This window comes from Pseudomonas sp. AA-38, assembly GCF_029457475.1.
Taxonomy (GTDB): domain Bacteria; phylum Pseudomonadota; class Gammaproteobacteria; order Pseudomonadales; family Pseudomonadaceae; genus Aquipseudomonas.
Genome location: NZ_CP120359.1, coordinates 5,098,751 through 5,112,703 on the forward strand (window position 1 = coordinate 5,098,751; position 13,953 = coordinate 5,112,703).

Genomic DNA, 13,953 nt, shown 5'->3' on the forward strand with positions numbered 1-13,953 from the left:
TCGCTCTCACCACACCAGCATCTGCAGGCTGGGCTTGGCCTGCAGGCGAATGCCACCTGCCTCGCTCAGGGCCGTCTGGTTGCCTGCCAACGGGTCGTGCAGTTCGGCGGCGCTGATCTGCGGCAAGTGCAACGGTGCCGAGCTTTCGCTCCAGAACAGCCAGACATGCTTGCCGTCCTCGCGCTGCCAGGCAACGCTGAACAGGTCATCGGGGGTCGCTTCCAGCGTGGGGGCGTCCGCCGGTTCCAGGCGCGGCCCGGTCAGCTTGAGGAAGCGCTGCAGGGCCAGATAGACCGGCTTGGGTTTGCCTTGCAGATCGAGCAGGCCGTAATGCTGATCACGCGCCGACGCGCGGCTGTCGAGGTCGGACAGGGCGAAGAGGAATACCTTGTCGTAGTCCAGCGCGCTCATCAGTGCCAGACGGCGCAGCACGTAGTCCGCCTGGCCCTGATCACCGATAATTTCCTGCAATTCCTTCGGCCCACTGTAGCTCGACCAGCCCCATTCGGTGGCCCAGATCTGCGGCACCTGCGCACCGCGCAGGGTGGCGTTGAGCTGCTGGCTGCGCAGCACGAAATCGCGCGCGCCGGGCTCGTCGGTTTCCGGAGTCTGTGAATAGGGGTGATAGGCGACGATGGTGCCCAGTTGCTGCACACCCAGCTTGCCCAGGCTTTCCAGCATCAACCCGCCCTTGACCGGCATCTGGCTGTAGTAGGCCATGCCACCCATCACCACCGGCTTGTCCGGCACGGCCTGGCGTAGCGCCTGGGTGGTCACCTGCAACAAGCGGCCATAGCCTTCTGGATCCTCGTGGGGGCGCCAGAACGAGGGCAGGTTCGGTTCGTTCCACACCTGCCAGGCATCGACACTGGGGTAACGCTTGGCCAGCATGGCCATGCGCTCAGCGAACACGCGCGGGTCGCGCGGTGGGTACTGATCCGGCGTCGGCGAGCCGGGCGGCGCGCTGGTGGCATGGGGCGCCGAACCGACCAGGTAGAACACCGACTTGAGCTGCTGCGCTTTGAGGTCAGCGACCAGTTGATCCAGCTCACCCAGGCGGTAGCGACCTTCCTTGGGCTCGTGGCGATCCCAGTGCAGATCGATGCGCGTCCACTCCAGGCCCAGATCGCGCAGGCGCTGCATCTGCTCGCGGTATTGCTCGGGGCTGAACCAGAGAAAGTGCGCATTGACCCCGAGAAAGTCCTTCCAGACCACCGCACGCGGCGCCTTCAGTTGCGTGGCCTCGGCCTGGGCCGGCTGGCTCATGCCACAGCCGGCCAGGCCGAGCGTCAGCCCCGCCAGCAGCGCCAGACGGGAAAACCATGGGCTGATCATGCACATACCTCTGCGAAGAGTTGGCGAAAACGCTCGGCCGTCTTGGGCCAGGCACGGGCCGCGCCGATCTCGGCCGCGCGCTCGGCCCACTGGGCGACCCGCTGCGGCGTCTCGGCCGCCTGTTCGATGCAGGCCGACAAGGCTTCGACGTTGCCCTGCGGGTAGGTCAGGCCATTGCCGCCGCGCACTTCTTCGGCGAAGGCGCGGGCGTCGGAGGTGATCGCCCCGCGCCCGCAGGCATTGGCCCAGGACAGCGCGCCGCTGGTGCCACGCATCTCGCCGAGCAGGCTGAGCTTCTTCGATTCACGATAGGGCAGCACCAGCACATGGTGCGCCTGAATGCAGGCGGCGATGTCGCTGGCCGGCAGATCCAGCGACCAGTCCAGGCAACCCTCCAGACGCAGGGCACGGGCCCGTGCACGCAGCTCGTCGAGGTAGTTACCACGGGGGCCGAAGGCGATCTCCGGGGCGCTGCCACCGGCCAGGGTGAGACGGATGCGCCCATGCAGCTCGGGGCGCCGTTGCAAGGTGGCTGCCAGGGCATCGAGCAGATCCTCGATACCCTTGCCGCGATAGATGAAACCGAAATACAGCAGGCGCAACGGCTCGGCCGCTGGCAGCGGTTGCGGCGCGATCTGCAGGTTGCCGTGGGCGATGCTGAGCTGACGCCCGGCGGGCAGGCGCATGCGCCGGGCCAGCAGGCCGCCACCCAGTTCGGTGAGGGTCACCACCCTTGCCAGGCCCTGCGCCACCTGGCGCTCTTCGCGCAGGGTCAGCGGGTCGGCCAGCAGCGCCGCCAGTTGTGGCAGCGGGCTGGGTAGCCGCCCCAGCCAGCGCAGCGCCCAGGGCAGGCTGGCGCGGCGCCAGACCAAGCGCTCCGGGTCGTGCACGGTGGCGGTCAGGGGCAACTGCGGTTGATGCTTCTGCAACCAGCGCAAGGCCTGAAACTCCCCCAGGCGTCCACCGCCCAGCTCGGCATGCGCCAGATCCACCGAACTCCAGTCGAAGGCGGCGAGTGCCGCAGCATTACGCTGCGCATCCATGCCACAACCGCGTAGCGGGCACAGCACCTCGACACCGGCGGCCTGCAAGGCCGTACTCAGGTGCCAGGCGTAATCGGCGATGCCGGTCTGCTCGGGCGGCAAGGGCGCCAGCAGGGCAATGCGCATCAGGCTCCGCCCCGCAGACGCCTGAACAGATCCAGCACGGCGCCCGGCACCTCGAAGCGGCGCTTGTTGAGGATGATGCCGTCGACCTTGCCGAAGCCGGTCTGCAACAGCGACAAGGCGTTCTGCACCACCGGGATGGTGCTGGTCTTGGCCTCCACCACCAAGGCGATCAGGTCGGCACGACGCAGGGCGAGGAAGGCGTCCTGGTTGCTCAGCAACGACGAGGCATTGAGGATCAGCACCTCGCCCGGCCTGGCCGGCTCGCTGCCCAGCAGGCGCACCTGGTAGCCATGCTCGATCAGCAGGCGAGCAAGGTGCTCGGTGACGAAACGCACCCCCTCCCCCGGTCGCGCCGACGCCAGCGCCAGGGTCAGGCCCTGCTGCTGTACACGGTCGAGCGGCAAATGACTGTAGAGCCGATAGAGGCTGGCGGTAAAGGCGCTGTCGAGCTTCCACGGCTGCGGCCCGAGATCCTGCAGGGTGCTCCACAGCGGCACCTTGAACACGGTCTCGATGCGCGCGCCGTCATGAATGCGCTGGTCGATCAGGTAGCACAGATACAGCGTCAGCAGGCCCACCGCCAGCGCCGCCGGCAGGGCCAGCAGCAGCATCATCAGGCTCTTGGGGAAGACTCGGCTGGGGTTGAAGGTAGCCTCTTCGATCTTGGCGATATTGCTGATCTGGCTGTTGTCCAGCGCCTGGTCGATACGCGCCTTCTCCAGGGTTTCGGCATACAGCGCATAGCTCTTCTCGGCGTTGGCCAGTTCCAGCAACAGGCGGGTGATCGCCGGTTCGTCGGCCATGACGCGCAGGCGCTCCTGCTGCAACTGGGCGAGCTGCGCATCGTAGTCCTTGACCTGCCCAGCCAGCTGCTTGGCGCGCAGCTCGGCGTCGATGATCTGCTGCTGCAGATTGGCCACTATGGCGTTCGGCGCGAAGTTCTTCGAGCGCTCGATGCGCTCGGCTTCCTTGGCGATCATGGCCTTCATCTGCTCGATGCTCTGGTCGACTTCACGCACTGGCGGCGTGTCGGGCAGGAAGGTGCGCAGCAGGCCGGCGCGCTGCTCCTCCAATGCATTGAGGCGGCGCTTGAGGTCGAGCTGGTTGGGGTTGAGGCTGACCTCACGCGCGGTCACCACCTCCTGCGGCTGACGCTTGAGCTGCAGGCGCGCATCGGCCAGGAAACTGGCGATACCGGCCTGCTCGTTGAGACTTTCGGCGCGAGCATCGGCCAGGCGGTTGATCTGGTTGGTGAGGTTCTCCAGACGTTCCTGCACGCTGACCGCATTGACCTCCTGCAAGCGCGTGCGCAGGTCGTTCTTGAGGCCGTCGATCTGCGCCGCGACCTGCTGCATCTCGTTCTCGTAGAACACCTGCAGGCTCTTGCGCCCCAGGGTACGGGCACGCTCCGCGAGGTAGACATCGACCCAGGTCTGCACCACTTTCTGGGCAATGGCCGGGTCGTTCCAGGTGAAGCTGATTTCCATGACCGCCGAACCGGGTTCATGGCCGACGGTGAAGTTCTTCTCCAGCTTCTTGGCCAGACGTTCGACCGGCGATTGCGCCTCCACCAGCCCGAGCAACTGCAGCACGCTGCGCAGCGCATCGATCAGCGCATTGACCGCCTTGCCGACCTCGAACTTGATGGTCTTCCACACCCCCTGCGGTTGGTAATTGGCCATCAGCTCGATATAGCGCTCGGCGACCATGCGCACGATGGGCCGCCCGGTGAGCATCTTCTCTTCGTCGACTATCGGGTCACGTTGGGTGCTGGGGGCGATCAACGCCTGGCGGTTGGCCACTTCCAACGGCAGCGTGGTGCTCTCGCGGCCCGGTTTGACCAACAGGCGCGCGTTGGATTCGTACTTGGTCGGCAGCAGGAATGCACCCAGCAGCACCAGCACCAGGGTCACCACCACCGCCGCCTCGAACTCTCGCCGGAAGATGAAGAACAACCGCAGCAGGTCGCGGAAGGAGCGGATATCGATCATCTGGACATACTCATGACAGGCGAGAGAGAAATCGAACGCGACGTGCCGCCGGACAGGCGCGACGCGCGGGTGAAACAGGGCACCGTGCAGGCCGCTCGCGAAGAGCGCCAGCCGCCATCGCGCCAGTCATCAGACTGTTCGACAGGGCCGTGGCAGGGTAGCGATCCGATCATGCAGAGCTCCTGGCACAGGTGGTATCGATTCAGGCCGCGAGCGCCCGGTCAGACCAGGGCGCCGAGGCGACGGCACTCAGACGTAGGTCACGTCTTCCGCACCGAAATAATCACCGCTCTGCACTTCGTAGAACTGCACCGGGGCCACGCTCGGGTTGTTCATCGCGTGCACCTGCTCCAGGGCCACGTTCAGCCCCTCGCCGCTGCGCAGGCGATGCACCTGGCCGTCGATGTCGACGTGGAGAATGCCGGACAGCACCAGCAGGCGCTTGCTACGGTGCTGGTGGTAGTGCGCGGGCAGCCCATGGCCCGGTGCGATGGTCACCTTGACCAGGCAGTGACGCGGCGACTCCTCCAGTGCCTGACTGGTGCCCCATGGGTACTGGCAAAGGCCTTTGGGAGAGGTGCTGGCGGGGTGGAAGAATTCGTTGGACATCTTTTGCTGTTCCTTGTCGGTCAAATGTTGTCGTGGTTGGCAGGACGGTCTCTGCGCCCTGGCCGCGGTTATCTCACGCTATGCAGCGTCTGGCTGGCAAGGCCGATGATGACATCATCGGCCGTCTGCCCGCCTCATTGAACGAAAACGCAATCCTCGTCGGCGAGGAACTCACCCAGGCGCACCTCGAAGAAGGTCGCCGGGGAAACACCCGCATTGCTCAGCGCATGCACCTGCTCCATGGCGATATCGATGCCATCGCCCTCACGCAGGCGCTGTACCTGGCCGTCGATCTCGACCTGCAATATCCCGGAAAGCATCAGCAGGTGCTTGCTGCGGTGCGCATGGTAATGCGCGGGAATCAGCGCTCCCGGCTTGAGCTCGACCAGCAGCACGCTGTGCAGCGGCGTTTGCTCGATCAGGCGGTTGCTGCCCCAGCCATGCACCTGGCTGGGGGCATCGACCAGCATGGCCGGCTCGGCCGCCAGCGGGCGAGCCGGCGCAGGCGCGCTCTGTGGCTGAGCAGAAGTGACGCGAGCCGGCGGATGCGCCACGAGGCCGGCCGTGGTGCTGACCAGCGGCGGCAGCGGACTGCCTGGCACGCTGGCAGGTGCCGAGGCCGCTTGCGGCGCGGCTGAGGGTTCAGGCGTAACGACGGGTTCAGGCGTGGCGACCGCTATGGGGGCCGGGGTCGCGACAGGCGCGGCAGCCGCTGCCGGCGCCTGTGTCCGCTCGGTCAGCAGTGGTGGCTGGCTCGCTGCCTCGGGCGCTGGCGCAACGGACGCCGGCTCGGGCAGCACGCGGCCGCCGGCGAGCAGATTGAGCAGGCGCGCCGGCACCTCGAAACGGCGTTTGTTGAGGATGATGCCGTCGATCTTGCCGAATGCCGTGTTGAGTACCGACAAGGCGTTCTGCACCACCGGGATGGTGCTGGTCTTGGCTTCCACCACCAGGGCGATCAGATCGGCGCGGCGCATGGCCAGGAAGGCATCCTGATTGCTCAGCAAGGAGGACGCATTGAGCAGCACCACTTCACCGGGGCGAGCCGGCTCGCTGCCGTCGAAACGCACGGCATGGCCGCGCTCGATGAGCAACTGCCCCAGGTGCTCGCTGACGAAGCGCACGCCCTCCCCCGGCCGCGCCGAGGTCAGCGCCAGGGTCAGGCCTTCGCGCTCGATGCGCTCCAGGGGCAACTGGCTGTAGAGCCGGTAGATGCTGGCGGTGAAGGCGCTGACGATCTTCCAGGGGCGCGGCCCGAGGTGCTGCAAGGTGGTCCACAGCGGCACCTTGAACACCTCCTCGACGCGCGCGCCATCGTGGATGCGCTGGTCGAGCAAGAAGCACAGGTACAGCGTCAGCAGCCCCACCGCCAGGCCCAGCGGCAGCGCCAGGGCGAGAATCAGCAGGCTCTTGGGAAAGACCCGCGAAGGGTTGAGCGTGGCCGCTTCGAGCAAGGCGATATTGCTGATCTGGCTGCGATCCAGGGCCTGGTCGATGCGGGCCTTTTCCAGGTTCTCGCCGTAGAGGCTGAAGCTCTTCTCGGCGTTGTCCAGCTCCAGCAGCAAGCGGTTGATTTCCGGCTCGTCGCTCATCACCTTCAGGCGCTCGGCACGCAGGGCCGCCAGTTGCTCGGCATAGTCCTTGATCTGCCCGGCCAACCGGCGTTCACGCAACTCGGCGTCGACGATCTGCTGGCGCAGGTTGGTGGCGATGCTGTTGGGTTCCAGGTTCTGCGAACGCTCAATGCGCTCGGCCTGTTTGGCGATCAGGGCCTGCATCTGCTCGATGCTCTGCTCCACCTCGCGCACCGGCGGGGCATCGGGCATGAAGGTGCGCAGCAGGCTGGAACGCTGCTCCTCCAGCGCATTCAAGCGGCGATGCAGGTCGAGCTGATTGGGATTTAGGCTGATCTCGCGGCTGGTGACCAGCTCTTTGGGTTGGCGCTTGAGCTGTTGGCGTGCATCGGCCAGGAAGGTGGCGATCCCCGCCTGTTCGTTGAGCTTCTCAGCACGCGCATCGGAGAGCCGGTTGATCTGGTTGGTGAGGTTTTCCAGACGCTCCTGCACGCTGATGGCATTGACCTTCTGCAGACGGTCGCGCAAGGCGTGCTTGAGGCTGTCGATCTGTTCGCCGACCTTGTCACGCTCACCCTCATAGAAGGAGTACAGGCTGTCGCGGCCCAGGGCACGGGTGCGCTCCTCGAGGTAGGCGTCGATCCAGGTCTGCACCACCTGCTGGGCGATATAGGGGTCGTTCCAGGTGAAGCTGACCTCCATGACCGCCGAGCCCGGCTCGTGGCCGACGCTGAAGTTCTTCTCCAGCTTCTTGGCCAGGCGCTCCACGGGCGTCTGCGCCTCCACCAGCCCCAGCACCTGCAGCACGCTACGCAACGCTTCGATGACGGCATTGACCGCCGCACCGACATGGAACTTGACCGTCTTCCAGAAGCCTTCCGGGCGGTAGTTGGCCATCAGCTCCAGATAGCGCTCGGCGACCATGTGCACGATGGGCCGGCCGGTGAGCAGCTTCTCTTCGTCGACCACCGGATCGCGTTGCGTGCTGGGAGCGATCAGCGCGGCTCGACCAGTGGCGTCGATCGGCATGGTGGCGTTGTAACGCCCAGGCTTGACCAGCATGCGCGCGGTGGACTCGTACTGGGTCGGCAGCAGGAAAGCGCCGAGCACGGCCACCACCACGGTGGCGATCACCGCGAGCTGGAACTCCCTGCGGAAGATAAAGAACAGGCGCAGCAGGTCGCGGAAAGAGCGAATCTCAAGCATCAATCTCTCCACGAAAGTGCGGAAGTTGAGGAGTATTTCGGTAGGTTGGCATTACGGGATACTTATTGAATCAACTGGACCAATGCTGGTGTTTTCGATGTTGGTGGTGTTACCGCTGTTCTTCACCCGCGTACCGTTCAGGTCATAGTTGAACCCGACCCCGATCCCCTTGTTGATCGGGAAGAGCCGCGTGAAATACATGTCCACCGCCTCGACGGTGCTGCCGATCCCCGACTGCGGCACGTAGATGAGATCGCCACGCTGCATGGCGATCATCGGCCTGTCCTTGTCCTGCAGCAGCGAGGCCAGGCTGAAGAAATACATCTTGTACTTGCCGTCGTCACCCGCGCGCAGCAGGGCGATATTGTCGCTGTCGGCCGAGGGCAGCACGCCGCCGGAAGCCAGCAGCACCTGCTCCAGCGTGGCGTGGCCGACCAGGTCGAAGAAGGCCGCATTGGGCACCGCGCCACCGATGAACACCTTGTTGCTCGGCGCGATGGCGATGTTCACCGTGGCGTTGGGGCGGCGGTAGATCTTGCTCAGCTTGCTGGTGACCTCCTTGGCCACGTCCTCGGGGGTACGCCCGTCGGCTTTTATCAGGCCCACGTAGGGCATGGAGAAGTAGCCGTCCGGGCGTACCACGAACAGGGTCATGTCGTCCTTCTCGGAGGGCTCCTGAGCGTCACGCACGATGCGCAGGGTGTCGCCACTCTGGATGCGTACCTGCGGTGGCGGCAGGTCGGCCAGCTTGTAGATTTCCTGGTGGCGCTGCTTGAGCGCCTCGTCGTCGGGCAGGTGTACCCGCGCCGGCGTGCTGCAACCGACCAGCAGCAATGCCAGCAAGGCGACGACGACAGAGGACTGAACGAATGACTTCTTGGTATGAGCGAACATGGGTCTAGGTCCAGTAAGTGGAAAACATGCTGAGACGACGCTTGATGGAGCATGGCAGATGGGCTTCGAGATGACCGAGACGATAGCCCAGCAGTTTGCACGCGGTACGCAACAACACCTCGGGAATGCGCCATAGGGCACCGGCGCCCTGCAAGGTTCGCAGCTCTGCCTTGACGTAGCGCAGGCCTTCGCCACCGGCAGCGCCGAAGGCCTGGCCGATCCAGCGCTCGCGACCATAGAACACGCCGATGTCGAAATAGCGGCGAAACTCGTCGAGCACGCGATAATCGTGCGAGTGCCGCACCTCGGCATCGGCGGCGTAGCGCACCGCATGACCGGCCAGCAGCAGGCGCGCTGCGACGTAGGCATCCTCGCTGCCGATCACGTCCTCGGGAAAGCCGCCCACGGCTTCCAGCGCCTCGCGCCGATAGGCGGCGAAGGAGTCGGAGCTGAAACAGGTCTTGATGCCCAGTTCGGCGGCATCGGCCAGGCGCTTGGTACGCGACTGCGACGGGTAGTTGAAGCGCCGCGCCTGCGCGCCCAGCAAACCGGCATCCGCGTGTGGTAACTGGCGGCCATAGGCGACGCCGATGTCCGGCTCGCTGAGCAGGTTCGCCAGCAGGCGGGCAAAGCTCTGCGGGTTGGCCGGAATGGCGTCCTGGGTCAGGTAGATCAACACGTCGGCCTGCACCTGCTGGCTGGCCCAGCGTCGCGTGCCGCCATGGTTGAACTGGCTCGGCTCGATCACCTCGACCCGCGCACCGGCAGCGCGCATGCGCGCCACGGTATCGTCATGCGAGGCGCTGTCGACCACCAGGAATTCGTCCGCCTGCAGGGTCTGCTCGGCGAGCGCCGGCAACAGCCGGTCGAGGTGCGCACCGGCATTGCGGGTCGGAATGATCAGAGCCACACGCATCAGGTCTTGGGCTCGCTGGCCGGCGCACGGCCGTAGATGTCGGTGAAGCGGACGATGTCATCCTCGCCCAGGTACTCGCCGCTCTGCACCTCGATCATCACCAGGTCGATCACCCCGGGGTTGACCAGGCGATGGCTGTGCCCGGCAGGAATGAAGGTGGACTCGTTGGTGTTGAGCAGAAAGTCGCGCTCGCCATTGACCACCCGCGCCATGCCGCTGACGACTATCCAGTGCTCGCTGCGGTGGTGGTGCATCTGCAGCGACAGGGATTCGCCAGGGCGCACCATGATGCGCTTGATCTTGAAACGCGAGCCTTCCTCGAGCACGGTGTAGGTGCCCCAGGGGCGGGTGACCGTGCGGTGCAGGCGATAGGCCTCGTGGCCGCGCTTCTTGAGCTCCTGGGCGACGTACTTGACGTCCTGGGTGTTGTTGGCATCGGCGATCAGCAGGGCGTCGGGGGTGTCCACCACCACCAGGTCACGCACGCCGACAGCACCGACCATGCGCTTGGGCGAATCGATGTAGCAGCCCTGCACGTTGTGCAGCACCGCCTCGCCACGGATCTGGTTGCCATTGGCATCGGCCGGGCTCAACTCACGCAGTGCCTGCCACGAACCGATATCGCTCCAGCCCAGGTCGCAGGGCACCACGGCTACCTTGTTCGAGCGCTCCATCAGGGCATAGTCGATGGAAATATCGGTCACCTGGGCAAAACGTTCGGCATCCAGCTCGCACTGCACGCCCAGCTTGCCGGTCGTCGAGGTACTGGCAGCCAGGCAGCGCTCCACGCCCTCCACCACCTCGGCGGCATGCTCGCGCAGTTCGCGCAGCAGCACATCGGCACGGAAGCAGAACATACCGGCATTCCACAGATGCTGACCGCCGTCGAGGTAGGCCTGGGCGGTGGCCAGATCCGGCTTCTCGACGAAACTGGCCACGCGCAGGCCGCCGTGCTCCAGGGCTTCGCCCTGGCGGATGTAACCATAGCCGGTCTCGGCATGATCCGGGCGAATGCCGAAGGTCACCAGCCAGCCGGCTGCGGCCAGGGCTCGTGCCTGCTCCACGGCGGCGCTGAAGGCGGCCTGGTCACGAATCAGGTGATCGGCCGGCAGCACCAGCAACTGGGCGTCTTCGCCATGCTGTTCGAGCACGTGCAGGGCCGCCGCAGCGATGGCCGGAGCGGTATTGCGCCCCATGGGTTCCAGAAGGAAGTCCAGCCCCCGGCACTGCAGCTTGAGCACGCGATAGTCGTCGAGCGTGCGAAACAGCAGCTCGCGGTTGATCACGCTGAGCAACTGGCTGACGTCGGGCAAGGCGGCGACCCGCTCGAAGGTCTTCTGCAACAGGCTGCGGCCATCGGCCAGACGCATGAAGGGTTTCGGCATGGCCTCCCGCGAAACCGGCCACAGACGGGTTCCCGCGCCACCGGCGATGATGCAGGGAATCAGGGCAGTCATGGTCAATAAGCCTCTCGCGTGAGCAGAACCGCCGGCAGGGTGCGGAACAGGATGTAAAGGTCGAACCAGACCGACCAGTTCTCGATGTATTGCAGGTCGAACTCGACGCGCTTCTCGATCTTCTCCAGCGTATCGGTCTCGCCACGATAGCCGTTGATCTGCGCCCACCCGGTGATGCCCGGCTTGACCCGATGGCGCGCGGTGTACTCCTTGACCGCATCCTCGAAGAGGATGCCTGCCGCCTTGGTCGCCGTGGCATGAGGCCTGGGGCCGACCATGGACATGCTGCCGAGCAGCACGTTGAATAGCTGCGGCAGCTCGTCCAGGCTGGTCTTGCGAATGAAACGCCCGACCCGGGTGATGCGATCATCGCCACGCGTGGTCTGGCGCTCGGCATTGGCATCGGCCTTGTCGCAATACATCGAGCGGAACTTGAACACTTCGATCAATTTGTTGTTGTAACCATAGCGTTTCTGCCGGAACAGCACGGGCCCAGGTGAGTCGAGCTTGATCGCCAGAGCGACCAGAGTCATCACGGGCAATGCCAGCATCAGCGCCAGAGAAGCCAGACACAGATCCTCCAGACGCTTGATCAGTGGCGACCAGCCATCGAGCGGCCGTTCGGACACGTTGAACATCGGCAGCCCAGCCACCTCGGTGATGCGATTGCGCGCGTGCCGGAACGCCAGCATGTCCGGCACCAGCAACACATTCACCGGCAACCTGCGCAACTCCCGCACGATCTGGCCGATACGGCTTTCCGCAGACCAGGGCAAGGCCACCAGCACCTGAGTGATGCGCTCCTCGCGCACCAGGCGCTCCAGCTCACGGCTGTTGCCCAGCAATGGCAGCCCCGCCACGCGCTCGGGCAAACGCCCGATACGATCGTCGATGAAACCGATCAACCCCGAGCGCACATCGCGATGGCGCGACATGAATTCCGCCAGGCGCACACCGTTATCGGTCGCGCCGAGAATCACTGTAGCCTGCAGGTACTGCCCCGTGCTCATCCAGTAGCGGTACAGCGTCAGAATCAGCAGGCGCTCGGCGACGAACGCCATGAAACTGGCCAGGAACCAGAAGCTCAGGTAGTACCACTGCATGAAATTGAACATCGACAGCGCCTGGTGCATGAACAACATCAGACAGAACGCAGCCGACCAGGCGAAGAACATCACCCGAAAACGCAGCAGGTTGCTGAAAATCTCATCCGAGTAGACGCCGAGCGCCTGAAACATCATTACCGTCAGTACGCTGAAGAACAGCAGTACCGCCGCATAGCTATGGGTCAGCGCCGGCTCTTCGGACAACCACAACAGCAACAGCAATCCCGGTAATGCCGCCGTCAGGCCATGCAACAGCCGACAGCCAGCCAGGAAATATTCGATGAAGCCAGGACGCGCCAGCAATGAACTACCACCTGACAGCTGACGCATGAAACCACTACCCCGCCGTGACTTGCGACTCGAATCCACGAGACGTCAGAAAAAAGACAGTCATAATTCGCATTTCGCCACAACGACAGAATTTCGTCGAAACAACCATGGCGCGACTAAACCATTTTTATAGTGGCATTTCAATATTCTACTTAACCAATAGCACAGTTAATTCATGGCGCCATAAAACCAGCGACATATCTCATGTCGCCATGCCCTGAGCGCTCGGCGCAAGCGCCCATCTGGCCTATGATTGGCACCCAGACCCATTCACCCCTTAAGCGAAAGGCTCAGCATGCGCATCTTGATCACCGGCGGTGCCGGCTTCATCGGTTCGGCACTGGTTCGTCACCTGATTCAGGACACCGAGCACGAGGTACTCAACCTGGACAAGCTGACCTACGCCGGCAATCTCGAATCACTGCTGCAAGTATCCGGCCATCCGCGCTACCGCTTCGTCCAGGCCGACATCGCCGACAGCTCCGTGGTCGCGCAGACACTGGCCGAGTTCCAGCCGGAGGCGATCATGCACCTGGCCGCCGAATCCCATGTCGACCGCTCCATCGACGGCCCGGCCGCCTTCATCCAGACCAACATCGTCGGCACCTACGCCCTGCTGGAAAGCACCCGCGCCTACTGGCTGGGGCTGGACGGCGAACGCAAGGCCGCCTTCCGCTTCCACCACATATCCACCGACGAGGTGTACGGCGACCTGCACGGTGCAGACGACCTGTTCACCGAGACCACGCCCTACGCTCCCAGCTCGCCCTACTCGGCGAGCAAGGCCGCTTCCGACCACCTGGTGCGTGCCTGGCAACGCACCTATGGCCTGCCGGTGCTGATCACCAACTGCTCGAACAACTATGGCCCCTACCATTTCCCCGAGAAGCTGATCCCGCTGATGATCCTCAACGCCCTGGCGGGCAAACCACTGCCGGTCTATGGCAACGGCCAGCAGGTGCGCGACTGGCTGTACGTGGAGGATCACGCACGCGCCCTGCTCAGGGTGGTCAGCGCCGGCAAGGTGGGCGAGACCTACAACATCGGCGGGCACAACGAGCAGAAGAACCTCGACGTGGTGAAGGCCATCTGCGCCCTGCTGGAAGAGCTGGCACCCGAGAAGCCGGCAGGAGTCAGCCGCTACGAAGACCTGATCAGCTACGTCAAGGATCGCCCCGGCCATGACCTGCGCTACGCTATCGATGCCAGCAAGATCGAACGCGAACTGGGCTGGGTACCGCAGGAAACCTTCGCCAGCGGCTTGCGCAAGACCGTGCTCTGGTATCTGCACAACCTCGACTGGTGCCGCCACGTTCAAGATGGCAGCTACCAGGGCCAACGACTCGGCACCGTTTAAGGAACGCCC

General features: G+C 64.5%; 10 protein-coding genes and 1 pseudogene. 1 reads left to right on the forward strand and 10 read right to left on the reverse strand.

Annotation, left to right across the window (positions count from 1 at the left end; all coding sequences use genetic code 11):
• Positions 1–6: 6 nt before the first annotated feature.
• From PVE35_RS23410 to PVE35_RS23455, 10 genes and pseudogenes are all read right to left on the reverse strand, one after another.
• A complete protein-coding gene (locus PVE35_RS23410) occupies positions 7–1,266 on the reverse strand; it encodes a cellulase family glycosylhydrolase (RefSeq protein WP_268184405.1) in 1,260 nt (419 codons plus the stop codon).
• Positions 1,267–1,331: 65 nt separating this feature from the next.
• Positions 1,332–2,504, reverse strand: a complete 1,173-nt coding sequence (locus PVE35_RS23415) for a glycosyltransferase (RefSeq protein WP_268179544.1) — start codon at positions 2,502–2,504, stop codon at positions 1,332–1,334.
• Complete coding sequence (locus tag PVE35_RS23420; RefSeq protein WP_277373147.1) at positions 2,504–4,495, reverse strand: lipopolysaccharide biosynthesis protein; 1,992 nt, start codon at positions 4,493–4,495, stop codon at positions 2,504–2,506. The genes PVE35_RS23415 and PVE35_RS23420 overlap by 1 nt, the downstream gene beginning before the upstream one ends.
• A gap of 249 nt (positions 4,496–4,744) precedes the next feature.
• On the reverse strand, positions 4,745–5,104 hold the full coding sequence (locus tag PVE35_RS23425; RefSeq protein WP_277373148.1) for a cupin domain-containing protein: 360 nt from the start codon (positions 5,102–5,104) through the stop codon (positions 4,745–4,747).
• Between the two features lie 134 nt (positions 5,105–5,238).
• Entirely contained in the window at positions 5,239–5,574 is a 336-nt protein-coding gene (locus tag PVE35_RS23430; protein ID WP_268184407.1) for a cupin domain-containing protein, read from the reverse strand.
• A gap of 351 nt (positions 5,575–5,925) precedes the next feature.
• A pseudogene (locus PVE35_RS23435) lies at positions 5,926–7,884 on the reverse strand (lipopolysaccharide biosynthesis protein); the annotation flags it as partial.
• 51 nt (positions 7,885–7,935) lie between these two features.
• Positions 7,936–8,778 (reverse strand): polysaccharide biosynthesis/export family protein, encoded by an 843-nt coding sequence (locus PVE35_RS23440; RefSeq protein ID WP_277373149.1) that lies wholly within the window; start codon positions 8,776–8,778, stop codon positions 7,936–7,938.
• A 4-nt stretch (positions 8,779–8,782) separates the two neighbouring features.
• On the reverse strand, positions 8,783–9,694 hold the full coding sequence (locus PVE35_RS23445) for a glycosyltransferase family 2 protein (RefSeq protein WP_277373150.1): 912 nt from the start codon (positions 9,692–9,694) through the stop codon (positions 8,783–8,785).
• Positions 9,694–11,151, reverse strand: coding sequence for a mannose-1-phosphate guanylyltransferase/mannose-6-phosphate isomerase (locus tag PVE35_RS23450; RefSeq protein WP_268179552.1), 1,458 nt, complete (start codon positions 11,149–11,151; stop codon positions 9,694–9,696). The genes PVE35_RS23445 and PVE35_RS23450 overlap by 1 nt, the downstream gene beginning before the upstream one ends.
• A 2-nt stretch (positions 11,152–11,153) precedes the next feature.
• The gene (locus tag PVE35_RS23455) at positions 11,154–12,587 is read right to left on the reverse strand and encodes an undecaprenyl-phosphate glucose phosphotransferase (protein WP_277373151.1); all 1,434 of its coding nucleotides are present in this window, start codon (positions 12,585–12,587) and stop codon (positions 11,154–11,156) included.
• Positions 12,588–12,882: 295 nt separating this feature from the next.
• Here PVE35_RS23455 and rfbB point away from each other — a divergent pair, with 295 nt between their 5' ends.
• On the forward strand, positions 12,883–13,944 hold the full coding sequence (gene rfbB, locus PVE35_RS23460) for a dTDP-glucose 4,6-dehydratase (protein WP_277373152.1): 1,062 nt from the start codon (positions 12,883–12,885) through the stop codon (positions 13,942–13,944).
• The last annotated feature ends 9 nt before the right edge of the window (positions 13,945–13,953 follow it).

Excerpts from the sequence above, each read along its gene's own strand:
- PVE35_RS23415 (WP_268179544.1), bottom strand. The coding sequence starts at position 2,504 with ATGCGCATTGCCCTGCTGGCGCCCTTGCCGCCCGAGCAGACCGGCATC.
- PVE35_RS23410 (WP_268184405.1), bottom strand. The coding sequence starts at position 1,266 with ATGAGCCAGCCGGCCCAGGCCGAGGCCACGCAACTGAAGGCGCCGCGT.
- PVE35_RS23450 (WP_268179552.1), bottom strand. The coding sequence starts at position 11,151 with ATGACTGCCCTGATTCCCTGCATCATCGCCGGTGGCGCGGGAACCCGT.
- rfbB (WP_277373152.1), top strand. The coding sequence starts at position 12,883 with ATGCGCATCTTGATCACCGGCGGTGCCGGCTTCATCGGTTCGGCACTG.
- PVE35_RS23440 (WP_277373149.1), bottom strand. The coding sequence starts at position 8,778 with ATGTTCGCTCATACCAAGAAGTCATTCGTTCAGTCCTCTGTCGTCGTC.
- PVE35_RS23420 (WP_277373147.1), bottom strand. The coding sequence starts at position 4,495 with ATGATCGATATCCGCTCCTTCCGCGACCTGCTGCGGTTGTTCTTCATC.
- PVE35_RS23455 (WP_277373151.1), bottom strand. The coding sequence starts at position 12,587 with ATGCGTCAGCTGTCAGGTGGTAGTTCATTGCTGGCGCGTCCTGGCTTC.
- PVE35_RS23425 (WP_277373148.1), bottom strand. The coding sequence starts at position 5,104 with ATGTCCAACGAATTCTTCCACCCCGCCAGCACCTCTCCCAAAGGCCTT.
- PVE35_RS23445 (WP_277373150.1), bottom strand. The coding sequence starts at position 9,694 with ATGCGTGTGGCTCTGATCATTCCGACCCGCAATGCCGGTGCGCACCTC.
- PVE35_RS23430 (WP_268184407.1), bottom strand. The coding sequence starts at position 5,574 with ATGCTGGTCGATGCCCCCAGCCAGGTGCATGGCTGGGGCAGCAACCGC.